Origin of the sequence: Aestuariibius violaceus (assembly GCF_040779325.2) — a bacterium.
Classification (GTDB): domain Bacteria; phylum Pseudomonadota; class Alphaproteobacteria; order Rhodobacterales; family Rhodobacteraceae; genus Aestuariibius; species Aestuariibius violaceus.
Genome location: NZ_JBFONT020000005.1, coordinates 114099 through 139077, shown reverse-complemented (window position 1 = coordinate 139077; position 24979 = coordinate 114099). Strand labels below are relative to the sequence as shown.

General features: G+C 63.6%; 18 protein-coding genes and 1 pseudogene. 7 read left to right on the top strand and 12 right to left on the bottom strand.

Features of this window, described 5'->3' with window-relative positions; all coding sequences use genetic code 11:
- Nucleotides 1-231 precede the first annotated feature (231 nt).
- On the top strand, nt 232-3252 hold the full coding sequence (locus tag AADZ90_RS16260; protein ID WP_367311718.1) for an L-glutamate gamma-semialdehyde dehydrogenase: 3021 nt from the start codon (nt 232-234) through the stop codon (nt 3250-3252).
- Between the two features lie 222 nt (nt 3253-3474).
- Here the strand turns inward: AADZ90_RS16260 and murD are convergent, their stop codons facing one another.
- From murD to AADZ90_RS16210, 10 genes and pseudogenes are all read right to left on the bottom strand, one after another.
- Complete coding sequence (murD, locus tag AADZ90_RS16255; protein WP_367311717.1) at nt 3475-4869, bottom strand: UDP-N-acetylmuramoyl-L-alanine--D-glutamate ligase; 1395 nt, start codon at nt 4867-4869, stop codon at nt 3475-3477.
- Nucleotides 4866-5270: an ACT domain-containing protein gene (locus AADZ90_RS16250; protein ID WP_367311716.1), complete on the bottom strand. Its 405-nt coding sequence runs from the start codon at nt 5268-5270 to the stop codon at nt 4866-4868. The genes murD and AADZ90_RS16250 overlap by 4 nt, the downstream gene beginning before the upstream one ends.
- A complete protein-coding gene (mraY, locus tag AADZ90_RS16245; RefSeq protein ID WP_367311715.1) occupies nt 5267-6349 on the bottom strand; it encodes a phospho-N-acetylmuramoyl-pentapeptide-transferase in 1083 nt (360 codons plus the stop codon). Before mraY ends, AADZ90_RS16250 begins: the two co-directional genes overlap by 4 nt.
- Before the next feature lie 24 nt (nt 6350-6373).
- The gene (locus AADZ90_RS16240; protein ID WP_367311714.1) at nt 6374-7813 is read right to left on the bottom strand and encodes a UDP-N-acetylmuramoyl-tripeptide--D-alanyl-D-alanine ligase; all 1440 of its coding nucleotides are present in this window, start codon (nt 7811-7813) and stop codon (nt 6374-6376) included.
- A gap of 58 nt (nt 7814-7871) precedes the next feature.
- Nucleotides 7872-9353, bottom strand: a complete 1482-nt coding sequence (locus AADZ90_RS16235; protein WP_367311767.1) for a UDP-N-acetylmuramoyl-L-alanyl-D-glutamate--2,6-diaminopimelate ligase — start codon at nt 9351-9353, stop codon at nt 7872-7874.
- 12 nt (nt 9354-9365) lie between these two features.
- Nucleotides 9366-11156, bottom strand: a complete 1791-nt coding sequence (locus AADZ90_RS16230; protein ID WP_367311713.1) for a peptidoglycan D,D-transpeptidase FtsI family protein — start codon at nt 11154-11156, stop codon at nt 9366-9368.
- The gene (gene ftsL / locus AADZ90_RS16225; protein ID WP_367311712.1) at nt 11153-11506 is read right to left on the bottom strand and encodes a cell division protein FtsL; all 354 of its coding nucleotides are present in this window, start codon (nt 11504-11506) and stop codon (nt 11153-11155) included. Before ftsL ends, AADZ90_RS16230 begins: the two co-directional genes overlap by 4 nt.
- The gene (rsmH, locus tag AADZ90_RS16220; protein WP_367311711.1) at nt 11506-12453 is read right to left on the bottom strand and encodes a 16S rRNA (cytosine(1402)-N(4))-methyltransferase RsmH; all 948 of its coding nucleotides are present in this window, start codon (nt 12451-12453) and stop codon (nt 11506-11508) included. Before rsmH ends, ftsL begins: the two co-directional genes overlap by 1 nt.
- Complete coding sequence (gene mraZ / locus AADZ90_RS16215) at nt 12450-12950, bottom strand: division/cell wall cluster transcriptional repressor MraZ (protein WP_367311710.1); 501 nt, start codon at nt 12948-12950, stop codon at nt 12450-12452. Before mraZ ends, rsmH begins: the two co-directional genes overlap by 4 nt.
- A gap of 535 nt (nt 12951-13485) precedes the next feature.
- Nucleotides 13486-14551, bottom strand: a pseudogene (locus AADZ90_RS16210) (Mrp/NBP35 family ATP-binding protein).
- Between the two features lie 252 nt (nt 14552-14803).
- On the opposite strand from AADZ90_RS16210, the gene AADZ90_RS16205 reads away from it, so the two are divergent.
- Nucleotides 14804-15025 carry a DUF1127 domain-containing protein gene (locus AADZ90_RS16205; protein WP_367311709.1) on the top strand — a complete coding sequence of 74 codons (222 nt, stop codon included), beginning with the start codon at nt 14804-14806 and terminating at the stop codon, nt 15023-15025.
- Between the two features lie 134 nt (nt 15026-15159).
- Here AADZ90_RS16205 and AADZ90_RS16200 read toward each other — a convergent pair whose 3' ends face one another.
- Nucleotides 15160-15612, bottom strand: coding sequence for an Lrp/AsnC family transcriptional regulator (locus tag AADZ90_RS16200; protein WP_367311708.1), 453 nt, complete (start codon nt 15610-15612; stop codon nt 15160-15162).
- 74 nt (nt 15613-15686) lie between these two features.
- On the opposite strand from AADZ90_RS16200, the gene AADZ90_RS16195 reads away from it, so the two are divergent.
- Nucleotides 15687-16283 (top strand): LysE family translocator, encoded by a 597-nt coding sequence (locus AADZ90_RS16195; RefSeq protein WP_367311707.1) that lies wholly within the window; start codon nt 15687-15689, stop codon nt 16281-16283.
- An 87-nt stretch (nt 16284-16370) separates the two neighbouring features.
- A complete protein-coding gene (locus AADZ90_RS16190; protein ID WP_367311706.1) occupies nt 16371-16934 on the top strand; it encodes a L,D-transpeptidase in 564 nt (187 codons plus the stop codon).
- A gap of 3 nt (nt 16935-16937) precedes the next feature.
- On the opposite strand, the gene AADZ90_RS16185 is transcribed toward AADZ90_RS16190, so the two are convergent.
- On the bottom strand, nt 16938-19328 hold the full coding sequence (locus AADZ90_RS16185; protein WP_367311705.1) for an ATP-dependent helicase: 2391 nt from the start codon (nt 19326-19328) through the stop codon (nt 16938-16940).
- Between the two features lie 312 nt (nt 19329-19640).
- Here AADZ90_RS16185 and AADZ90_RS16180 point away from each other — a divergent pair, with 312 nt between their 5' ends.
- The 3 genes from AADZ90_RS16180 to AADZ90_RS16170 all read left to right on the top strand — a co-directional run bounded on the left by AADZ90_RS16180 (nt 19641) and on the right by AADZ90_RS16170 (nt 24919).
- The gene (locus tag AADZ90_RS16180; RefSeq protein WP_367311704.1) at nt 19641-20774 is read left to right on the top strand and encodes an alpha-hydroxy acid oxidase; all 1134 of its coding nucleotides are present in this window, start codon (nt 19641-19643) and stop codon (nt 20772-20774) included.
- An 89-nt stretch (nt 20775-20863) separates the two neighbouring features.
- Nucleotides 20864-21289 carry a P-loop NTPase family protein gene (locus AADZ90_RS16175; RefSeq protein ID WP_411997064.1) on the top strand — a complete coding sequence of 142 codons (426 nt, stop codon included), beginning with the start codon at nt 20864-20866 and terminating at the stop codon, nt 21287-21289.
- Nucleotides 21290-21478: 189 nt separating this feature from the next.
- A complete protein-coding gene (locus AADZ90_RS16170) occupies nt 21479-24919 on the top strand; it encodes a pyruvate carboxylase (RefSeq protein WP_367311702.1) in 3441 nt (1146 codons plus the stop codon).
- Nucleotides 24920-24979 lie beyond the last annotated feature (60 nt).

Sequence of the window (24979 nt, the reverse complement as noted above, 5' to 3'; positions counted from 1 at the left end):
TTATTTCAACGTCTTAAATCACGCTTACTGCCTGTTATTGTTGAAACTTCCGGCACCCTGCAAGCCAGAGCGGCGATCCGCCGACGCGACCATTTGCGGGCCCATTGTGTCTCCCGCGCACCAGAATTTTCCGGCTTCATCCGTGGGTTGATGAAACCGCCAACATCTCTACCGCGCCCACAGCTTGCCTTCCCGCGGCCCCCGCGCGACCATGGTGCAGGAGGATTGCCGATGAACGCGCCCGACCCGATCCTGCCGCAATTCGATGCCCCGTTTGCGCCGCCCGACGAGACCCTCGTCCCCGACCTCCTCGCCCGCGTCAAGCGCGACGATCAGGCAGAGGCGCGGATCGACCGCGACGCCCGCGCCCTCATCGAAGGCATCCGCGCCCGCGCGGGCCGCATCGGAGGCTTGGAGGATTTCCTGCGCGACCACGGCCTCTCCACCAAGGAAGGCCTTGCGCTCATGGTCATGGCCGAAGCGCTCCTGCGCGTGCCCGACGCCGCCACCCAGGACGCGCTCATCGCCGACAAGATCGGCGCGGGCGACTGGACCCATGCTGACCACGCCGACACGCTCTTCGTCAACGCCGCCACCTGGGGCCTCGGCCTCTCCACCCGCATCGTCCGGCCCGGCGAAACGCCCGAAGGCATCCTCTCCAGCACCGTCCGCCGCATCGGCGGCCCCGCCGTCCGCCAGGGCGTGCGCCAGGCGATGCGCTATCTCGGCCACCAATTCGTCCTCGGCCGCACCATCGAAGAGGCGCTGAAACGCGCCCGTCCCCTCCAGGCCGAAGGCTACCGCTTCTCCTACGATATGCTCGGCGAAGGCGCCCGCACGCGGGCCGACGCCGACCGCTACGCCCAGTCCTATGCCGACGCCATCGACCATATCGGCGCCTCCGCCAGGGGCGCCCTGCCCGACCGCCCGGGCATCTCGGTCAAGCTCTCCGCCCTCCACCCGCGCTACGAGCCCCGCAACCGCGACGCCGTCCTGGCCGAGCTTGTCCCGACCGTCCTGCACCTCGCCCGCGCCGCAAAATCCCACGACCTGAACTTCACCGTCGATGCCGAGGAACAGGACCGCCTCGAGCTTTCCCTCGACGTCATCGCCGCCGTCTTCTCCGACCCGACCCTGCGCGGCTGGGACGGCTTCGGCCTCGCCATCCAGGCCTATGCGAAACGTGCCCTACACGTGGTGAACTGGTGCGCCGATCTCGCCGCCGCCAAGGGCGCCCGCATGATGATCCGCCTCGTCAAGGGCGCCTACTGGGATACCGAGGTCAAGCGCGCCCAGGTCGAAGGCGCCCACGACTTCCCCGTCTTCACCCGCAAACCCGCGACCGATGTCAGCTACCTCGCCTGCGCCGATGCGCTTCTCGACCGGCGCGACGTGATCTACCCGCAATTCGCGACCCACAACGCGCTGACCGTCGCCACGATCCTCGACATGGCCAAGGCCCGCCCGGGCGACAACCGCGGCGGGTTCGAATTCCAGCGCCTCCACGGCATGGGCGAAGACCTCTACCACCAGATCTCCGAAGGCGCGGGCGTGGGCGAGGCGGGCCCCATCCCCTGCCGGATCTACGCCCCGGTCGGCGGCCACCGCGACCTTCTCGCCTATCTCGTCCGGCGCCTCCTCGAAAACGGCGCCAACTCCTCCTTCGTGGCCCAGGCGGGCGACCGCGCCATCCCCGTTTCCGAACTCCTCGAACGTCCCTCCGACGCGCTCCGCGACCACGCCCCGCGCCACCCGCAGATCCCGCTGCCGAAGGACATCTTCCGCCCCCGCAAGAACTCCGCGGGCATCGAATTCGGCCACCGGGCCGAGCTTGACCCCATCACCGCCGCCATGCAGGCCGCCCCCGCCCCGCAGGCGCCGCCGGAGGCCACCCCCGCCGACGCCAACCGCGCAATGGAAACGCTCGCCAAGGCCTTCCCCGCCTGGCGCGACACCCCCGTCGAAGACCGTGCCGCGATCCTCGAAACAGCCGCCGACGCGCTTGAGGACGACCGCGCGCAACTCATGTCCATTCTCGCCCGCGAGGCCGGCAAGACCATCGACGACGGCATCGCCGAAATCCGCGAGGCCGCCGATTTCCTGCGCTACTACGCGGCCGAGGCGCGCCGGATCATGGTCACCACCCCCCTCCCCGGCCCCGCCGGAGAGGAAAACGTCCACACCCTCACCGGCCGCGGCCCCTTCGTGGCCATCGCCCCCTGGAACTTCCCGCTGGCGATCTTCCTGGGCCAGGTCGCCGCCGCGCTCGCCACCGGCAACACCGTCGCCGCCAAACCGGCGCCCCAGACCCCCGCCATCGCGAAAGCCGCGATCGACATCCTGCACAAGGCAGGCGTCCCGAAAGACGCCCTCCACCTCGTCCCCGGCGGCACGGAAACCGGCGCCGCCCTTACCAGCCACCCCGACACCGCAGGCGTCGTCTTCACCGGCTCCACCGCCACCGCAAAGGCGATCCAGCGGGCGCTCGCCGCCTCCGACGGCCCCATCGTCCCGCTCATCGCCGAAACCGGCGGCGTCAACGCGATGATCGCCGACGCGACGGCGCTGCCCGAACAGGTGGCCGACGACGTCACCGCATCCGCCTTCCGCTCCGCCGGGCAGCGCTGCTCGGCCTGCCGCATCCTTTACGTGCAAGAGGACGTGGCCGACCGCATCCTCACCATGATCACCGGCGCCGCCGCGACGCTGCGCATGGGCGACCCGCTCGACCCGGCCACCGATATCGGCCCGGTCATCGACCAGCCCGCCCTCGACCGTCTCAAGGCCCATGTCGCGCATTGGCAGGACCGCCTGCACTGGCAGGCCGACGCGCCGGGCGGCCTCTTCATGCCGCCCACCATCCTCGACCTGCGGCCAGACGACCGCCTGACGGAGGAGATCTTCGGCCCCATCCTCCACGTCAAACGCTATGCCGCCGCCGACCTCGACAAGGTCATCGAAGAGATCAACGCCACCGGCTACGGCCTCACCTTCGCGATCCACAGCCGGATCGAGGCCAAGATCGCCAAAGTCCTCGGCCGGATCGAAGCCGGAAACCTCTACGTCAACCGCAACCAGATCGGCGCCATCGTCGGCAGCCAGCCCTTCGGCGGCCGCGGCCTCTCCGGCACCGGCCCCAAGGCAGGCGGGCCGCTCTACCTCACCCGCTTCGTCGAGGAACGCGTGACCTCCACCGACACCACCGCCGCCGGCGGCAACGCCTCCCTCATCGCGCTATCGGACGACGGATAGCGCCAGAAACAATCCGCCCCAGATCAGCGCATTGTCAACGCGTGTTGCGGGCGAAAAACCCACCGGACGGTCCGTTACCCCGCCCAAGTCGGACGAGATGTCCGACAAAAAGCCGACGCGATGCCGACCGGATGCCGACACGCCATTTCCGTGATTTTGCAGGCGTTAACCCCTGATTCGCGGCCCGTCGCGCAAGCCCACCGATAAGCAGGCGCTAATAGGTCAGGACGTCAGGCAGGCCGCGACCTGCTCCGCGAAATCCTCGCCCCGCCGCTCAAAGCTGTCATACTGATCGAAACTCGCCGCCGCTGGCGCCAAAAGCACTGTTTCCCCCGGTTCCGCCTCCTCGACCGCCCGAGCGACGGCCACCGCCATTGTCCCGCAAACCTCTGATTCACAAGACAATTGCCGCGCGAACGCCTCCGCCTCCCGCCCGATCACATAGGCCTTCAGAACGTGATCCGAGGCGAGCCCGTCCAGACCCCCTTCCTTCTGTAACCCCCCGCAGATCCAGCGAATTTTCGGAAACGCCGCCAGCGCCTTCGCCGCCGCATCCACGTTGGTCGCCTTGCTGTCATTGACGAAGACAACGCCGTCTTTCTCGGCGATCCGCTGGGACCGGTGCGGCAGCCCGGCAAAGCTCGCAAACCCCCGCTCGATCGCCTTCGGCCCCAGCCCGATGGCCCTCAAGGCACCATAGGCCGCGCACGCATTCTGATGATTATGAGCGCCCGGCAAGCCCTTGATATCCCTCAAATCAATCGACCCGGCCTGCCGTCCCCCGCGCCACTCCGCCAGAAACCCTTTCCTGGCAAAGACCGCCCATCCGGGCCCGTCCAGCTTGCGCTCGGCCGACACGCGGATCACCCGCATCTCCGCCCCGTCCTCGGCCAGCTGATTGGCCAAATACCGCCCCTCGACCTCGTCCACCCCGATCACCGCCCGATCCGGGCCGCCCTCGGCGAAAAGCCTTCTTTTTGCGGCGAAATATCCGCCCATCCCGCCATGCCGGTCCAGATGATCCGGCGTCAGATTGGTGAAGACGGCGATGTCCGGCGTCAGCGCCCGGGCAAGGTCGGTCTGGTAAGACGACAGCTCCAGCACCACCACCTCCCCGTCCCGGGCGGGCTCGATATCCAGCACCCCGCGCCCGATATTCCCCGCCAGCTGCGCCGGTCGCCCGGCCTCTTCCAGCACATGATGTATCAGGGCCGAAGTCGTTGATTTTCCATTCGAACCCGTCACGGCAATCACCCGGGGCGTGGTGTCGAACTTGTCCCAATCGCCGTTCCCGAACGACCGGAAGAACAACCCGATATCGTTGTCGACCGGCACCCCCGCCTCCCAGGCCGCAGCGATCACCGGATGCGGCGTGGGATACAGATGCGGAATGCCGGGGCTCACGATCAGCGCCGAAACTCCGTCGAACGCCCCGCCCTGCGTCAGATCCCGAAGAACGATCCCCTCGCCCTCCGCCCGGTCCCTTGCCGCGGCCCCGTCGTCCCAGGCCACGGCCTCAGCGCCACCCGCCTCAAGCGCCCGCGCCGCCGTCAGCCCGGACCGCCCAAGTCCAAGCACCGCAACGGTTTTCCCGCCATATCCACGAACCGGGATCATGACGCGCGTCCCTCCGCAGCCGCCCGCTCCCGCAGCAGAGCCACGGCCTCCTGCGCCCGGTCCTTCGGCACGAAAAGATGGTCGTGATGCCGCCCCGCGACGACATTGCAGGCGATGCCGGCCTCAGCCAGAACCGTCGACACCGCGGCCGTCAGCCCGACCCCGTCAAGGGCCGAAACGACACGCAGCGTGATCCACGCCATAGGCAGATCGCACGGCAAACCGGCCTGACGGGCGATCCCTTCCGGCAGGATCAGGCTTTGTCCCTCATCCTCTCGGAAACTCGCGATCGCGTGCTGGCAAAGCGCGGGATCGTCCGATGTCACGAACACAAAGGCGTCCGGCCGCAAGACCGGATCCATGCCCGAAATCATGGCATGGGGCTCCCGTACAGGCGTCATCTCACCTTCAACGTCGCCAGCCCGATCATCGCGAGGATCAGCGCGATAATCCAGAACCGGATCACGATGGTCGATTCCGCCCAACCCTTCTTTTCATAATGATGGTGGATCGGCGCCATGAGGAAAACCCGCTTCCCCGTCCGCTTGAAATAGAACACCTGAATCATCACCGACAGTGCCTCGACCACGAAGATCCCGCCGACGATAGCGAAAACAATCTCGTGCTTCGTTGCTACAGCAATGGCCCCTAAAGCGCCCCCAAGGGCGAGCGATCCCGTATCGCCCATGAACACCGCAGCCGGTGGAGCGTTGTACCAAAGAAACCCGAGCCCCCCACCGATCAGCGCGGCACAGAAAATCAGGATCTCCCCCGTCCCAGCCACGTAATGCACGTCAAGATACTCGGTGAAATCCGTCCGGCCGACCGCGTAGGCGATGATCCCGAGCGTCCCGGAGGCGATCATCACCGGCATGATCGCGAGGCCGTCCAGCCCGTCGGTGAGGTTGACGGCATTTGCCGCGCCGACAATGACGATCATCGCGAAGGGCACGAACAGAAAACCGAGATTTATCAGCGTATCCTTGAAGATGGGCAAGGCAAGCTGGTTGGTCAGCTCATCGGGATGCACGATCGCCGCCCAACTCCCCGCCAGCGCCGCAACGCCAAAGCCGACGGCAAGCCGCAGCTTCCCCGACACCCCCTCGCTCGATTGCTTGGCCACCTTGGCGTAGTCGTCCGCGAACCCGATCATCGCGAAGGCCAGCGTCACGAGGATCACCATCCAGACGAACGGATTGTCCAGCCGCGCCCAGAGCAGCGTCGACGTCAGAAGTGCCCCCACGATCAGGAGCCCCCCCATCGTCGGCGTCCCCGCCTTCACGAAATGCCCCTCCGGCCCGTCGTCTCGGATCGGCTGGCCCTTGCCCTGCCGCTGCCTGAGCACGTTGATCAGCGGCGGCCCGAACATGAACCCGAAGGTCAGCGCCGTCAGAAACGCACCGCCCGCCCGAAACGTGATGTAGCGGAAAAGATTGAATACATCGCCGCCATCGGACAGCGCGGTCAGCCAGTAGAGCATGCGCGTGCCCCTTTCGCCCCTCGGTTATCGTTCTTCGTTTTGCGGGCCCGGATGCCCGAGTTTCCGCAACGCGTCAACGACGCGGGGCAGCTTGATACTCTTGGAACCCTTGACCAGAACAACATCCCCTGCATCAACCAGCGTCCTCGCAACCGTGGCCAACTCCTCCGACGTCTCGCACCAGCGCCCCCGCTTCACCTCTGGCAGCGTGGCGTGCAGCGCCTTCATCAGCGGTCCCACGCAGTGGATCAGGTCGATCTGCGCGACCGATGGCAACGCTGCGATATCGCGGTGAAGCGCCTCCTCCGTCTGTCCAAGCTCCAGCATATCGCCCAGAATCGCGATCCGCCGCCCCCGGCCGATCCGCCCGATCCCGTCCCGCGGGCTTGCGGCGGCAAGCACGGCAAGTCCCGCCTCGACCGAGGCCGGGTTGGCGTTGAACGCGTCATCGATCAGATCGAAGCTGAGCCCCTCTTCGGCGTCGTCGAGGATCAGCGTCTCCCGTGTCCCGCGCCCCTCATAGGGCTGCCACCGGGCCAGGTCCTGCGCCGCACGCCCCGCATCGGCCCCCAAGGCCTCGACCGCGGCCAGCGCGCCCAGAGCATTCATGGCAAAATGCGGTCCCGGCACGCTGAGCTTGAAGAGCCAATCCTCGCCTCCATGCTCGGCCTGCAAGACCGTTGCAGCATCGCTCAACCGCAGATCGGTCAGCCGCCAATCCCGCCCTGTCTCGCCAAAGAAGATGGCCTCCGCACCCGCCGCCTTAGCGGCCTCCACGAGGATCGGGGTGGTCTCGATATCGGCGTTGACGATCGCGCGGCCACCGGCCCGAAGCCCTTCAAAGATCGAGGCTTTCTCTCGCGCGATCCCCTCGACACTCTCGAACGCCGCCAAATGGGCGGGCGCCACCGTGGTGATCAGCGCCACATCCAGATCCGACATCCTCGACAGAGGGGCGATCTCTCCCGGATTGTTCATCCCGATCTCTATTACCGCATAGTCGGTCTCGACCGGCATCCGCGCCAGCGTCAGCGGCACGCCCCACTGATTGTTGTAAGAGGCTTCGGGCACGTGGACCCGCCCCTGCCGCTCTAAAACCGTCCGCAGCATCTCCTTGGTCGAGGTCTTCCCGACCGATCCTGTGATCCCCAGCACTTTCGCTTGCGTCCGCGTCCGCCCCGCCCGTCCCAGAGCTTCCAGCGCGGCTTGCACGTCCTCGACTAAGACAAGGGGAAAGTCGTCGGCCAGGCCCTCGGGGCGGTGCGTGACCAGCGCTCCCGCCGCGCCACCTTCAAAGGCAGCTGCGAGAAAGTCATGCCCGTCCCGCGCAACCTTCAGGGCAATGAACAGGTCGCCGGGCACCAGTGTTCGCGTGTCGATCGAAAGCCCGTCCGCCTCGAACGGATGGCTGGCCACACCGCCCGTCGCGGTCTCGATATCGGAAGAGGTCCAGAGCGTGCTCAAGGTCGGAAGCCTTCGGCTATGGGTTTCTCGCACAACGCCGACCAAATTCCTCGCCCGGTCACGCGCGCGCCTCCTCAAGCGCGGCGACGGCCACGCTCGCCTGCTCCGCATCGTCAAAAGGCAGGACCGTATCGCCCACGATCTGCCCGGTCTCATGGCCTTTCCCGGCGATCAGAAGGGCATCCCCCGGCCCCAGGGCATCGACGCCGCGCAAGATCGCCTCGGCCCGGTCGCCAATCTCGACGGCCTCAGGCGCGCCCTCCATCACGGCGGCGCGGATCAGGGCCGGATCTTCGCTGCGGGGATTGTCGTCCGTCACGATCACCTGATCCGCATAATCCGCGGCGGCCGTCCCCATCAAAGGCCGTTTGCCCCGGTCCCGGTCCCCGCCTGCACCGACGATGCAGACGATCCGTCCCATGACATGCGGCCTCAGCGCCTGCAACGCCGTCGCCACCGCATCCGGCGTATGGGCGTAATCGACAAAGACGGCCCCACCATTCCCCCGCTGCGCCGCAAGCTGCATCCGCCCGCGCACGGTCCTCAACGCCTCGAGCGCGTCGAACACGTCCTCCGCCTCGCTGCCCGAAGCGATGGCGAGCCCTGCCGCCACTAGGGCATTCTCGGCCTGAAACCCGCCGATCAGGGGCAGATGCACCTGATGGCTCTGCCCCTCCCATTGAAAACGCAGTTCCTGACCCGTCGCGTTGAACCGCAAGGCTTCGATCCGCAGATCCGCTGCAGGCCGCCGCCCGACGCCAAGCACCGGATGCCCCGCCTCCCGCGCCAGCGTTGCCATGTCCGACCCCCGCCCGTCATCGAGGTTGATGACCGCAGGCGCCCCTTCGCTCAACACTCGCGAAAACAGGGCCGCCTTTGCGGCGAAGTAAGCCGCGAAGCTCTCGTGATAATCCAGATGATCCTGGCTGAAATTCGTGAACCCAGCTGCAGCCAGTCGCACCCCGTCCAACCGGTATTGCGCCAAACCGTGCGACGATGCTTCCATCGCACCGTGGGTGATCCCCGCCTCCGCCGCTTCGGCCAAGACGCGATGCAGTGTCACCGGCTCGGGCGTCGTGTGCGCCAGCGGCGCGGTCCAGGCGCCTTCGACGCCCGTCGTCCCGAGGTTGATTGCCGCGAGCCCCATCGCCTCCCAGATCTGGCGTGTGAAGGTGGCGACACTGGTCTTCCCGTTCGTCCCGGTCACGCCGACCATCGTTTCGGGCTGCGCACCATAGAAAAGCGCGGCCGCGTAGGAGAGCGCCTGCCGCGGCGATTCCACAACGACCAGCGCCGCCTCTGATCCCGCCAGCGCATCCGCGGCCAAAGACGCTCCGTCCGCATCGGTCAGAACCGCCACTGCCCCTTTCTCCAGAGCTGTCGCGATGAAGCTGCCTCCATGGACCTTCACTCCGGGTAGCGCGGCGAACAAGGCGCCAGGCTGTACCTTGCGGCTATCGACCTCCAGCGAGGTGACGGTCGCCTCCATCGCCCCCTTTGCAGTCAGTCCCAGCGCGCTCAGGCTTGCCGTCCGGCCCATATCCATCCCCACTCAGTTCGAAGTCAGGGTTATATCCTCTGTGGCACCGGGTTCAATCTGAGGCGGCAACCCCAGAAGCGGCGCCGTCCGCCGGATGATCTCCGCCGCGATCGGAACCGCCGTCCACCCTGCGGTCCGCCGCGGTTCGTCGCCCGACGTCTCGACCGGCTCGTCCAGCGAGACGACGATCACATATTTCGGATCATGCGCCGGGAAGATCCCAGCAAAAGTCGCGATCACCTTGTCATCATAGTACCCGCCGCCCCGCGTCAGCGGCTTGTCCGCAGTGCCCGTCTTGCCGCCCACCGCATAGCCTGGCACGTCGGCGAAGCTCGCCGTCCCCTCCGCCACGACAGCGCGCAGCATCTCGCGCACCGCCTGCGAGGTCGCCTCGCTCACCACCCGATCCCCAACCACCGGAGCATCCCGCTTCAGCAGCGTGGGCTGCACCCGCGTCCCGCCATTGACCAGCGACGCATAGGCCGCCGCCAGATGCACCGGCGACGACGACAGCCCATGCCCATAGCTGATCGTCATCGTCGAAATCTCCGTCCACCGCCGCGGCAGCAACGGCCGCCCCGAAGGCGCCTCGACCATCTCGACCGCCGTCGGCTCGAAGAGGCCCAGCGACTTAAGGAAATCCTGCTGCCGCTCGATCCCGATCTCTAGCGCCATCCGTGCCGTGCCGATGTTCGAAGATTTCACCATCACATCCGTCACGCTCAGATGCGGCCCGTAATCCTTGTTGCGGAACTCCCGGATCCGGTGACGGCCCCAGGTCATCGGCCCCTGCGTGTCGATCAGCGTGTGCCGATCCGCCAGCCCCAGCTCAACCATCTGCGCCGCCGTGAAGATCTTGAAGACCGATCCCAGCTCATAGACCCCCTGCAAGGCGCGATTGAACAGCGGACTGTCCGACGCATCCCCTTCGACCGGCGGGCGCGGGCGCGTGTTCGGATCGAAATCCGGCAGGCTCGCCATCGTCACGATCTCGCCGGTATGCACGTCCATCAGCACCGCCGCCGCACCCCTGGCGTTCATCAGCGTCATCCCGCCGTGCAGCACCCGCTCCACCGTCGCCTGGATCCCCAGATCGATCGACAGCTGCAACGCCGCCCCGTCCCGCGCCGGATCCCGCAAGGGTCCGTCGAACCGCTTTTCAACGCCCGCAACGCCGATCACCTCGGCCGACGCCACGCCTTCCCGCCCGAACGACGACCCGCCAAGAACATGGGCCGCGATCGGCCCGTTCGGATAAAGCCGCATCTCCCGCGGCCCGAAGAGCAACCCGGGATCTCCGATCTCATGCACCGCCTGCATCTGCTCAGGGCTGATCCGCCGCTTGATCCAGAGGAACTTCCGCGTGCCGGTGAAATCCTCGTAAAGCTCATCCGCCTCCAGATCGTCAAAGATCGCGGCCAGCCCATCGGCCGCCGCCCGCTTGTCCACCATCTGCGGCGGCTGTGCATACAAGCTGTGGGTCTCAAGATTCGTCGCCAGCACCCGACCGTTGCGGTCGATGATGTCGGCCCGCTGGGCAACGATCGCGCTGCCCGGCGCTGCCGCCCGGGGTTCCCGCGGCTCGGACGCCGCCAAGACACCCATCCGGAACCCGATCACCGCAAAGGCGCAGACGAAAAGCGCCCCCAGAACCAGCAGCCTCCCCTCGGCGACCTGCCGCTCCCGGTCGCGCATCTGTTCGTGGCGGATCCGGCGGTTCTCCCGCTCGATGATATCCGGGTTCTCTCCCCGTTCCCGCGCACGCAGGATCCGGGCAAGCGGCCTCAAAGGCGTGCGGATCATGGCCAGGTTCCCCCGTCGCTGGAAATCTCGACGGCCTGCGTGACCGCCTCGAAATCGATCTCTTTCGGCGGATACGCCACCTGGTCGACCCGCCCGAACGCCTCCGGCGCCAGCGGCAACAGCTCCAGCCGGTCGTAGTTCAGCTCTACAAGATCGCGCAGCCTGTCGGGCCGGTTCAGATAGGCCCACTCCGCGTTCAACACGGCAAGCCGTGTCCGCGCCGCGCCGATCTCCTCATGCAAGGCGCGCACATCGCGCAGGCTTTGCTGGGTCGCGTAATTCTCGCGATAGGCCCAGAAGGCGAGGCCCACGATGGCCAAAGCCGACACCGCAAACAAGAACGACCGCATCAGACCTCTCCCACCTGCGGCATACCCAACATCTTCCGATCCACCGGCCGCGCCTCGGCGACGGTTCGCCGCGCCACACGCAACTTGGCCGACCGGGCGCGCGGATTGGCGGCGATCTCATCCGCATCCGGCGCAACGGCCCGCTTGGTTAGGATCTCGAAACCCGGCGCCTCTATTTCTCTGGCTGGCGCGTAACGGCTCGGATTGCCCCCACCACCGGATCGCGCCTGCAGAAACCGCTTCACCATCCGGTCCTCGATAGAATGAAACGTCACAACCGCCAGCTTGCCGCCCGGCTTCAGCGCGATCTCCGCGGCCTCCAGCCCATCGGCAAGTTCCGCGTATTCGTCGTTGACCGCGATGCGCAGCGCCTGGAAGGATCGCGTCGCCGGATGGCTCTGCCCGGGGCGCGCCTTTGGCAGGCAGCCTTCGATGACCTCGACCAGCTGCAGCGTCGTCTCGATCGGCCGCGCCTTCACGATCGCACGCGCAATCCGGCGCGACGCGCGTTCTTCCCCGTAGTGGTAAAGAATGTCGGCCAGGTCCCCTTCATCGAGAGTGTTCACCAGATCAGCCGCCGTCGGCCCTTCCTGGCTCATCCGCATGTCGAGAGGTCCGTCCTTCTGAAACGAAAACCCCCGCTCTGCCCGGTCGAGCTGCATGGAGCTCACGCCAAGGTCCAGCACCACCCCGTCGACAAGCCCATGCTCAGACATTCCCGAAAACGTGCCACGCACCGGTGTCACCCGGTCATCGATCCAATCCTCGGCCATCTCGAACGCCAGCGGATCCCGGTCGATCGCGATCACGTGCTCGGCGCCAGCCTCAAGCAGCCCACGCGTATAACCACCCGCCCCGAAGGTCCCGTCGATCCAGGTGCCCGCAATGGGAGAAACGGCCTCGATCAGAGGCCCAAGCAGGACCGGCACGTGTGGTGCGCCGCTCACCCCCGCCCCTGCAACAGCGCCAATGGATCGAACCCGGATTCCTGCCGGTCCAGGAAGTCACGCGCGAACGCCCCCTCTTCCTTCTCGAAGGCCTCGGCCGGCCAGATCTCGAAATGATCGCCCATCCCGATAAAGACGGTGTCGCCGGACAAACCGTACTTGTCCCGCTGCTCTTTCGGGATCACGACCCGCCCGTCCTTGTCGACCTCTGCGTCAAGCGACTGGCCGAGGATCAATCGCGACAGGATCCGCCGCTCTTCCGATCCGCGCGGCATCGCCAGGATTTCGTCCTCGATATCGCGAAACGCCTCGACCGTGTAGGCGTGCATGCAATCGGTCAGGTGGTCGCCATAAAGAAGGACCAGCGACGCCTGGGAGTTGATGTCCGGATAGTCGGGATCGCCAGTTTCGAGGACACGGCGAAACCGGGCCGGAATCGACATCCGCCCCTTGCTGTCAACCTTCTGGTTGAACTCGCCTCTGAACCTCAGTGCCACTGCCCGCGGCCCCTTCGTTTCCCCCGGATCTTGAATTGAAAACGGCGGATCGAGCTGCTGCCACTGCTCGATCCGCCGCGCCCCTGGAGAGGGGAAGGCCGACTGCGCGCGCCACCTGGGGGGATGTCTGCTCGCTCGCGCGCCGGATCTGTCGTTCACGAAATCGGGGTGCCTGTATGAAACCTTAGGTCGCCTCGTCGGGGTCTTGCTGCCCCTTGGTCCGTTTCGTGTGAGAACTTTATGTCCCGGGAATTTGTGGGAAACAAGGGAAAAGATGGGAATAGCTGGATCGCCTCGCGATCGAGATTGAGCTAGACCTTAACTAAAGCTGATCTAGGGTATTAAGGCGATTGAATATACAACATATGGATTGAGCGACTCGGCTCAAAGCGTTATTTTTACAACATGCAACATATTAATGAGGAAATCTAACCTGCAGATCGCAGCATATCGCACCAAATTCCACGCGAATCCCAAGAAATCCCAATTAGAAACTGAAGCATTGGTTCGTTCCCACAGTTTCCCGGGACTCACCCTACCCCATTCCGCCAGCGATCAGCCCTTTTGCCAGCGCGATATAGGCCGCTGCCAGGGCCCCTTCGCCCAAAGCGACAGGCCGCCCCGCATCCCCGGATATCCTGACATCCAGATGCAGCGGCAGCTCTCCCAGAAACGGCACGCCCAGCCGTTCTGCCTCCGCCTTCACTCCGCCATGCCCAAAGAGATGCGCCTCATGCCCGCATTCGGGACATATATAGAGCGACACGTTCTCGATGAGCCCCAGCACGGGCGTCTTCAGCGTCGCGAACATGTCGATCGCTTTCCGCGCATCCAGAAGCGCCACGTCCTGCGGCGTCGATACGACAATCGCCCCCGTCACCTCCGCCTTCTGGCACAGAGTCAGCTGCACATCCCCGGTCCCCGGCGGCAGATCGACGATCAGCGTATCCAGCTCTCCCCAGGCCACCTGCCCCAGCATCTGCTGGAGCGCGCCCATCAGCATCGGCCCTCGCCAGACAACCGCCTTGGCCGGATCGACCATCAGCCCGATCGACATGAAGGTCACGCCATGGGCCATCAGCGGCAGGATCGTCTTTCCGTCCGGAGAAGCCGGCCGATCCGACACCCCCATCATCCGCGGCTGCGACGGACCGTATATATCTGCATCCAGCAGCCCAACCCGCCGCCCCTCCCGTGCCAAGGCGACCGCCAAGTTGGCGGACACAGTGGATTTACCCACGCCCCCCCTTGCCACTGCCCACCGCAATGATCCGATCCACCCCCGCCGGTTTGATCGGGCCGGCCTGCGCCTTCGGATGCCCCCCGATCTTGAGCGGCGGCGGCTTTTTCGCCGGGCCATGCGCTGTCAACGCCACTGACACCGCCTCCACGCCCTCCAACTGACGAACGAGATCCTCTGCGGCAGCCCGAACCGGCTCCATCCGCGCGGCCATCTCGGGATCCGGCGCCTCAATGACGAAGCGCACCGCCCCGGCCTCCACGGTCAAAGCCCGAATCAGATCGCGGCTCACAAGGTCGCCCCCATTCGGCAACCCAACCCTCGACAAAGCTTCAAGAACAGCATCGCGCGAAACAGCCATCGGTCACTCCTTCAGCGTCCTTGCTCATAGGTTGGGCGGCCGAAAGGCCCCTGCAAGGTTAGCGCTGCCATCTGCATGCGCATGCGGCGTCATGCCTTAAAATAGGGCAGCAACACTTATGCATTTGCCGCATGGCAGCATTGCGAACTCAAAGGATTGTGCAGCTGCAGCAAACCCCTATCTTCAGTCCTGTCAGCGCAATCCGGCGCGACCAAAGACCCTGCAAGGGCAAGAGCAGTTAAGGAACACACAATGGCATACGCACACACTTCGCGCGGCGCTTCGCACGGCTTTGCCGCCCGCTTTGCGGCCGCCAAGACCGATCTTCGTGCGCGCTGGGACGCCTACCGCATCTACCGCCGCACCTTTGACGAGCTTGCACGGCTCAACGACCGCGACCTGGCCGATCTCGGTCTACATCGCTCGGCCATTAAGGCCATCGCGCTCGAAGCCGCCTACGGCGACGCGCGCTAACAGATAGATTTCGGGACGCGCCCTTCCTCCTCCCTGGGTGCGACCGAACAGCCGGAGCTGGTCTTCCTCCTCCCTGACCGGCCCGGCCCAAAGAAGAGCGGCGGCACCTCCTCCCGGTGTCGTCGCTTTTTTCTTTAGCCCCGTTCGTCCTTCGTCGTCCCCATCACCATGTAACTCGTGATCGATCGGACATGGGCCACAGTGCCAAGCCTGTCAGTATGGAATGCCTTGTAGGCGCGCAGATCCCCGGTCTCGACCCGTAGGAGATATTCGAAGGCACCCGCGATATTGTGGCACTCACGCACTTCCTCGAAGCGGCCCATCGCGCGTTCGAACCCTTCCTGCGCCTCCTTCGAATGGACCGATAGCCCGACCGCGACATAGACGACATATCCCCGGCCGACCTGTTCAGGATCGAGCCGCGCCCGATAGCCCTTGATCACGCCCGAGCGCTCCAGCGCATTGACCCGGCGCAGGCAGGCTGAAGGCGACAAGCCTACCCGTTCAGCCAGGTCGAGATTGCTGATCCGCCCATCCTGTTCAAGCGTGCGCAATATCCGCGCGCTGATCTGATCCACTTCGCTCATGAATTGCAGAATGTGATGTCGATCCGGCGATTTTGCAATTTCATTTCGTCGAAAACCCTTCAGATCTGGCGCCCATGTCGCCAGATCTCTTCATAGCCCTCGCAACCTTCGCCTTCGTAAGTTCTATCACGCCGGGGCCGAACAACCTGATGCTGATGGCATCTGGCGCCAACTTTGGCCTGCAAAGGACGATCCCCCATATGCTGGGCATCAGCCTCGGCCACGGCTTCATGGTCTTCCTTATCGGGCTGGGCCTGGCCGAGCTATTCGAGCGCTTCCCCCTCGTGCGCACGATCCTGTTCGGAGTCTGCACGATCTACCTGCTCTACCTCGCCTGGAAGATCGCAAACGCCGCGGCCCCCGGCGAAGGTTCAGCCGACGGGCGGCCCTTCACTTTCCTGCAGGCGGCGGCGTTCCAGTGGGTGAATCCCAAGGCGATCTACATGGCGATCACCGCCCAGACCTACTACGCGCCGCCGGGCGAAGGGGCGATTGGCGCAGTCGCAGTCGCTGTGATCTTTTCCCTGATCAACTTGCCGTCTGTCGGTGTCTGGGCTTGGGCAGGGACGAAGATCCGCCTGATCCTCTCGACCAAGCGCAGACTCTTGATCTTCAACTGGACAATGGCCCTCCTGCTCGTCTTCAGCCTTTGGCCGCTTCTAACCGGTTAAGGCCTTCACGGGAGTGTGAGCCAACCTGATTTGACCTTGCGTCGGCGGAAAAATAGCTGACCTAAGAGACTGAGCAGGAGAACAGGCATGAAGACCAAGATGTCCAACCGTCGAACCGTTCTTCTGGGAGCGACGGCTCTTCTGGCATCCCCCGCAATTGTGCGGGCTGAAGCACTTAGCGGAAGACCGCGGCGCAATGCGTCGAGCTTCAATGTCCGCGATTGGAGGAACCATTTCGACACGCTCGGCGCCGCAACCATTCTATGCGATGTGCAGTCCCGCGCGCTTTTCTACTGGAACGAGGACGGCAGCGACCACCGTGTTTTCCCGACCTCTGTCCCACTGACCGAGGATTTGACGCGCCGCGGATATACCAGCATCGTCCGCAAGAAGGTCGGGCCCAGCTGGACGCCGACCGCGTCGATGCGTGAACGGGATCCGTCACTGCCGGCGTTTATGCCGCCAGGCCCGGACAATCCGCTCGGCACCCATGCGATGTACCTGACCTGGCCCGCCTATCTGATCCATGGCACCCACGACACGCGCAAAATCGGGCGGCAATCGTCCTCGGGCTGCTTCGGCCTCTTCAACGAGCAGATCGCGGAACTGTTCGAGATTACACCGATCGGCACCCAGGTGCGCGTCTTCTAGACGTCAGAACGGCACATCCCCTGCGGTATCGGCAGCCACGATAAAGCGGGCGACAACTTTCTTTGAGCCCGCCTTGTCGAACTCGATGTTGAGCTTGTCACCTTCGATCGCGATCACCTCGCCGTAGCCGAACTTCTGATGAAAAACCCGGTCACCCTCTGAAAAAGCCGAAACCGCGTCGAGGTCGATCACCATGTTCTTTGCTTCCTGCGGCTGGCGCATCGGTCGCTCCCCTGAGCGCGCCTGCAGCCGCCGCCATCCAGGCGAGTTGTAGACATTTGCCTCCGCCGCCCTGTCGTGCAGATCCGATCCCTGCATCCCGCTCAAGACAGGCGAGGCCGTCGCCGCCATACCCGCAGCGCCGTAGCCCCCGCCATAGAGCCCCGGCGGCGTCAATACCTCAACATGATTGGCGAGCAGTTCGTCGATGAACCGCGATGGCATCGCCGATTGCCACTGCCCGTAGACCCGCCGGTTTGCCGCAAAGGATATCGTGCAAAGCCGCTCCGCCCTTGTAATCCCCACATAGGCCAACCGCCGCTCCTCCTCGAGGCCCTTCAGCCCGTTCTCATCCATTGACCGTTGCGAGGGAAACAGCCCGTCCTCCCACCCGGGGAGGAACACGGCCGGAAACTCCAACCCCTTCGCAGCGTGAAGTGTCATGATCGATACTTTCTCGCCGTCGCCGTCGCTCTCATTGTCCATGATGAGCGAGACGTGTTCTAGAAAGCCTTGAAGATTCTCGAACTCCTCCAGCGCCTTTACGAGCTCCTTGAGGTTCTCAAGACGCCCGGGCGCCTCGGGCGTCTTGTCGTTCTGCCACATGCCCGTGTAGCCCGACTCGTCGAGGATCATCTCGGCGAGTTCGACATGGGTATCAGCCTCGGCCCGCACCTGCCCATGCCAGCGGTCGATCCCCTCAACCAACTCCTTCAGCGCGGCGAGCCCCTTTCCGGTGATCCCCTTCATCGCGACGACAAGCCGTGCACCCTCATGCAGTGACACGCCATTTGTCCGCGCCGCAATCTGGATCTTCTGCTGCGCCTTATCGCCCAAGCCCCGCTTCGGCGTATTCACAACACGCTCGAACGCAAGATCATCGTCGGGCGAGACCGCCAACCGAAAGTAGGCCATCGCATCCCGGATCTCCATCCGTTCGTAGAACCGCGGTCCGCCGATCACGCGATAAGGCAGCCCGATCGTCAGGAACCGATCCTCGAAGGCACGCATCTGGTGGGAGGCACGCACCAGGATAGCAATGTGATCGAGGGACACCGGCTCCATCCCGCGCGTGCCACCCTGCATCGCCTCGATCTCATCACCGATCCAGCGGGCCTCCTCCTCGCCATCCCAATGGCCGATCAGCCGAACCTTCTCGCCATCTTCACCGTCGGTCCAAAGCGTCTTGCCAAGTCGTCCCTTGTTCGCGGCAATCACCCCGGAAGCGGCGCCCAGGATATGTCCGGTCGACCGGTAGTTCTGCTCAAGCCGAATGACCTTGGCACCGGGGAAGTCCTGCTCGAACCGCAGGATGTTGCCGACCTCGGCCCCGCGCCAGCCGTAGATCGACTGGTCGTCGTCGCCCACGCAGCAGATGTTCCGGTGCCCGCCCGCCAGCAGCCGCAGCCACAGATACTGGGCGACGTTCGTATCCTGATATTCGTCGACAAGGATGTAGCGGAACCAACGCCGGTACTGCTCAAGCACATCCTCATGCTCTTGGAAGATCTTAATGACATGCAGCAAAAGGTCGCCAAAATCGACCGCATTCAATGTTCGCAGCCGCGCCTGATACTCTGCGTAGAGTTCCACGCCCTTATGATCATAGGCCCCATGATCGGAGGTCGGCACCGTCTCCGGCGTTAGCGCCCGGTTCTTCCAGCCATCGATGATCGAGGCGAGCATCCGCGGCGGCCAGCGTTTCTCATCTATATTGTGGGCCAGCACTACCTGCCGTAGCAGCCTTAGCTGATCGTCCGTATCGAGGATCGTGAAATTCGTCTTGAGTCCGGCCAGTTCGGCATGCCGTCGCAGGAGCCGCACGCAAATCGCATGGAACGTGCCGAGCCACGGCATCCCTTCGACGGCCTGTCCCAGCAGCCGACCGACCCGGTCCTTCATCTCCCGCGCGGCTTTGTTGGTGAACGTCACGGCCAGGATCTCGTTCGGCCGCGCCTTCCCCGTCGCGAGCAGATGCACGATCCGCGTCGTCAACGCCTTTGTCTTTCCCGTCCCGGCACCCGCGAGCATGAGAACCGAACCATCCAGCGCTTCAACTGCCTCTCGCTGGGCGGGATTCAGCCCGGCGAGATAAGGTGCCGCTGTGGCTGCCATAGCCTGCTTCGAAAGTGGGGCAGCCGCCTCTAACGGATCATCATCGGAAAAGGTGCTCATAGCGCGATATCTAGCGCAAAGGTCACAATGGGGAAACCCCGTGTTCTATGGATGTTCCCAGTCCAGCGGAGTGAACCTCCCGCCTCTCCAGACCTGTGCGGCAGCTCTGACTCGGGTCTCGCACATGCAAGACCCGAAGCCTTGCTGAGCGCCCGAGATGAGCAGCCGTTTTCCGTAAGATTGCCCTTTGCCGAAGCTGTCGGCACTGATTCAAACGCCGAATGGAACGCCTGTCGCACCAGAGCGGCTGCAAATCGAACATGACGCTGATCTCGCCTTTCCCTCGGCCGCAGGGCGAGCTAGCGAAACGTCATGGATTTTCACAGCCGTTACCCCTCTCTTGCTGACCTCCGGCTGCAGGCGCGACGGCGGCTTCCGCGATTTGTCTGGGACTATCTCGATAGCGCAACTGGAACAGAAGCAACGGCCCGTACCAATCGTGCAGCACTTGATCAGGTGCGTTTCACACCATCCATACTGCACGGAGAGATCAGCCCGGATCTTTCGATCGAGTTGCTCGGCCAGAGCTACCCGCTGCCGTTCGGTTTTGCCCCGGTCGGCATGTCCGGGCTGATCTGGCCAGGAGCGGAACGATATCTCGCTCAAACAGCGGCTGATGCGAGGATCCCCTACACGCTTTCGACAGTTGCGAGTCTCGCGCCCGAAGACCTCAAAGGCGACATTGGCCCGCATGCCTGGTTTCAGCTTTATCCGCCGCGCGATCCGGAGATCCTTTCGGACTTGCTTGGTCGCGCCCGCGCAACTGGCTTCAAAACGCTCGTTCTGACAGTCGACGTGCCTGCGCCGTCGCAGCGTGAACGGCAAACCAGGGGCGGTTTAACCAATCCGCCTCAACTCACACCACGCATTCTGTGGCAGATCATGCGCCGCCCTGCCTGGGCAATCGCCGTGCTACGCAACGGCCTGCCCCGAATGCGCACACTTGACCCTTATACGACAAGCAATCGCGCCGCCCTGCCTTCGAACGCCCATGCAGGTTATCTGCTGAGGACCTCGCCTGATTGGGACTATCTCGCCCGCCTGCGCGATGCCTGGACGGGACCGCTTATCGTCAAGGGTGTACTGAATGAGGAAGACGCGCCGCGTTTGGAAAGGGCGGGCGTCGACGCGATCTGGATCTCGAACCATGCCGGCCGTCAATTCGACGCCGCGCCTGCGACCATAGAGGTTCTCCCTGCAATCCGCGCAAATACGAGATTGCCTTTGCTTCTGGATGGTGGCCTGTCCTCAGGCCTTGATATTCTTCGGGCCTTTTCTCTGGGGGCCGATTTCACCATGCTCGGGCGCGCACCACATGACGCCGTGGCCGCGCTCGGACCAGCTGGACCGGCTCACCTCGTGGAGATCCTGACGAGAGATCTAACCGCAAACATGCATCAGCTGGGCGTCCGCAGCTATGCCGAGCTCTCCGCGAGACTCTTGTGAAACGCGTTATGATCACCGGAGGGCCAGGCTCGGGAAAGAGCACTCTCGCCCGCTCTCTTGGAGAGCGGACCGGGCTGCCGATCTTCCACATGGACCAGATCCATTGGAAACCCGGATGGATCGAACGTGACCCAGACGAAAAAAGCGCCATGACCCATGCCATCCACATCCAAGATCGCTGGATCCTCGAAGGTGGACATTCTCGCACCTATCCCGAGCGGGTTGCCCGTGCCGATACGTTTATCTGGCTCGATCTGCCAGTCGGCCTACGAGTCGCTCGGGTGCTATATCGATCAGCTCGTTACTATGGTCAGACCCGACCGGACCTTCCGGACGGATGTCCCGAGCAATTGAACCGATCCACCATCGAGTTTTTGGCCTTCATCTGGCGAACCCGCCGCACAGCTCGGGCGAAGCTTGAGGCGATTGCCTCCGCCGCACGGCCAGACCTCACAATCATCCATTTGAAGACACCCCGCGACGTCGCGCGTTGGTTGGCAACGGTTAAGCGATAGACCCGGCGTTGGTCGTAAGTCGGCGCGCCTCGGTGAGCTCATTCGCAACTGCGCTCACATTTGCGCCGCGCCCATCCTCATCTTGATCGAGAGACTCCCGCCGACAAACAGGTGCCGGCAGCCGCCGCCATTGCCGCGCTGCCGCATACCCCGTAGAACACGCTGCACGTGCAAAGCCCCGGAGGCCCCATGCCTGAGTTTCAGAAGATCCTGATCGCCAATCGCGGGGAAATCGCCATCCGGGTCATGCGCGCCGCCAACGAGCTCGGCAAGAAAACCGTTGCCGTTTATGCAGAAGAGGACAAACTCGGCCTTCACCGCTTCAAAGCCGATGAAGCCTACAAGATCGGCGAAGGCCTCGGCCCCGTCGCCGCCTATCTCTCGATCGACGAAGTTATCCGCGTCGCCAAGCTCTCTGGTGCCGATGCGATCCATCCCGGTTATGGTCTTTTGTCCGAAAACCCGGATCTCGTCGACGCCTGCACGGCGAACGGCATCGCATTCATCGGTCCAAAAGCGGAAACCATGCGCAAGCTGGGCGACAAGGCCTCTGCCCGACAGGTCGCCATCGCAGCAGGTGTTCCGGTGATCCCCGCGACAGATGTGCTCGGCGACGACATGAAGAAAACTGCCAAGGACGCTGACGAGATTGGCTATCCCCTCATGCTTAAAGCCAGCTGGGGCGGCGGCGGCCGGGGGATGCGACCGATCCTGGGGCCTGAGGAGTTAGAAGAGAAGGTTCGCGAAGGGCGCCGCGAGGCTGAAGCTGCCTTCGGCAACGGCGAAGGCTACCTCGAAAAAATGATCGAAAAGGCTCGACATGTGGAAGTTCAGATTCTTGGCGACAGCCAGGGCGAGATCTACCACCTTTACGAACGCGACTGCTCGATTCAACGCCGAAACCAAAAGGTTGTCGAACGTGCACCTGCCCCGTACTTGTCCCCCACCCAGCGCGAACATCTTTGCAACCTCGGCAAGAAGATATGCCAGCATGTGAACTACGAATGCGCGGGCACCGTCGAGTTCCTGATGGATATGGCGACGGGCGAGTTCTACTTCATTGAAGTCAATCCTCGCGTCCAAGTCGAGCACACCGTCACCGAAGAGGTGACGGGCATTGACATCGTCCGCGCCCAGATCCTCATCGCCGAAGGAAAAAGTCTAATCGAGGCGACGGGAGTGGCCTCGCAGTACGACGTCAAGCTCGATGGTCACGCGATCCAATGCCGGATCACGACCGAGGATCCTACGAACAACTTCATCCCTGATTACGGTCGCATCACTGCCTATCGCGGCGCGACGGGCATGGGCATCCGGCTGGACGGCGGCACCGCCTATTCCGGTGCGGTCATCACCCGTTTCTACGACTCTCTCCTCGAAAAGGTCACTGCCTGGGCTCCAACACCCGAAGCCGCCATTGCTCGCATGGACCGCGCGTTGCGCGAGTTCCGGATCCGCGGCGTGTCCACCAACATCGCGTTCGTCGAGAACCTTCTCAAGCACCCGACATTTCTGAACTACGACTATCACACCAAATTCATCGACGAGACGCCGGAACTGTTTGAGTTTGCCCCTCGGCGCGATAGGGCGACGAAAATCCTGCGCTATGTCGCCGACATCACGGTAAACGGCCATCCTGAAACTGCCGGGCGCCCCGAACCATATGCCGAGGCGCGAAAGCCTGTCCCGCCGGTGACGCCGATCGAAAAGCCGCCACGCGGAACTGCTGACATCCTCAAGGACAAGGGCGCCAAAGGACTGATCGCCCATATCGAAGGATCCCAAAACCTCCTCCTTACGGACACGACGATGCGCGATGGCCACCAGTCACTGCTCGCCACCCGGATGCGCAGCTTTGACATGATCGCAATTGCGCCCGCCTATGCGCATCAGCTCCCACAACTCTTTTCTGTCGAGTGCTGGGGCGGCGCTACCTTCGACGTGGCATATCGGTTCCTGCAGGAATGTCCTTGGCAGCGCTTGCGCGACATCAAGGCCCGGATGCCGAATATCCTGACCCAGATGCTCCTGCGGGGCTCGAACGGCGTCGGCTACACGAACTATCCAGACAATGTTGTCCAATTCTTCGTCAAGACCGCTGCTGAAGCTGGTATCGACGTCTTCCGCGTTTTCGACAGCCTCAACTGGGTCGAGAACATGCGCATCGCGATGGATGCGGTTCTTGATACCGGCAAGGTCTGTGAAGGCACGGTCTGCTACACTGGCGACCTCCTCGATCCCGACCGCGCGAAATATGACCTCAAGTACTATGTCGGCATGGCAAAGGAACTCGAGGCTGCCGGTGCCCACATCCTTGGCGTCAAGGATATGGCTGGCCTCCTCAAACCGGCTGCCGCGACCCGCCTCTTCACCGCGTTGAAAGAAGAAGTCAGCCTACCGATCCATTTCCATACTCACGACACGGCAGGCGCCGCTGTCGCGACGCTTCTTGCTGCGTCCGAGGCAGGTGTCTCGATCGTCGATTGTGCCATGGACGCACTTTCGGGCAACACTTCACAGCCAACCCTCGGCACCCTCGTCGAAGCCCTGAAAGGCACCGACCGGGACACCGGGCTCGACCCGGATACAATCCGTGAGATCTCGAACTATTGGGAAGCAGTCCGCGGCCACTACGCGGCCTTCGAATCCGGCCTCCAGGCTCCGGCTTCCGAGGTCTATCTTCACGAAATGCCTGGCGGTCAGTTCACCAACCTCAAGGCCCAGGCTCGCTCCCTCGGCCTTGAGGAACGCTGGCATGAGGTCGCCAAGACCTATGCGGAGGTCAATCGGATGTTCGGCGACATCGTGAAGGTCACGCCTTCATCCAAGGTCGTCGGCGACATGGCCCTCATGATGGTCTCTCAAAACCTTACCCGGGCGCAGGTCGAAGATCCGAGCACGGATGTCGTCTTCCCCGATAGCGTGATTGACATGATGCGCGGCGCTTTGGGTCAACCACCCGGTGGATGGCCTGACAAGATTCAGACAAAGATCCTCAAAGGTGAAGCGCCTCAGACTGAGCGTCCTGGCAAGCGCCTGGCGTCCGTCAACCTCGACGACACGCGCCAGAGTCTCGCCGATCAGACGGGGACGGAGATCGACGACGAGGATCTCGCAGGATACCTTATGTATCCCAAGGTCTTCACTGATTACGCAGCGCGTCACGCTGAATATGGACCGGTCCGAACACTGCCGACACAGACTTTTTTCTACGGGATGGCGCCCGGAAACGAAATCGAGGTCGAGATCGACGCCGGCAAAACGCTCGTGGTGCGTCTACAGGCCATCGGTGAGACCGATGACAAAGGTGAAGTTAGGGTCTTCTTTGAACTCAACGGTCAGCCCCGCGTTGTCCGTGTTCCGAACCGCGCGGTTCAGTCTGCAAGCCCGAGACGGCCGAAGGCAGATCAGGCCAATCCCAACCATATCGGTGCTCCAATGCCTGGGATCGTTGCAACAGTCGCTGTGAGGATGGGTCAGAAGGTCAAGTCAGGCGATCTTCTGCTCACGATTGAAGCCATGAAGATGGAAACAGGCCTTCACGCAGAGCGTGATGCGGTCGTGAAAGAGATCCATGTCACGCCAAGCGCACAGATCGACGCAAAGGACTTACTGGTGGAGTTAGAGTAAACTCAACTGGCACCATCAATGAGAGATACCTCTGTTCCAGCAGCGAGCGTTGTTCGTCTG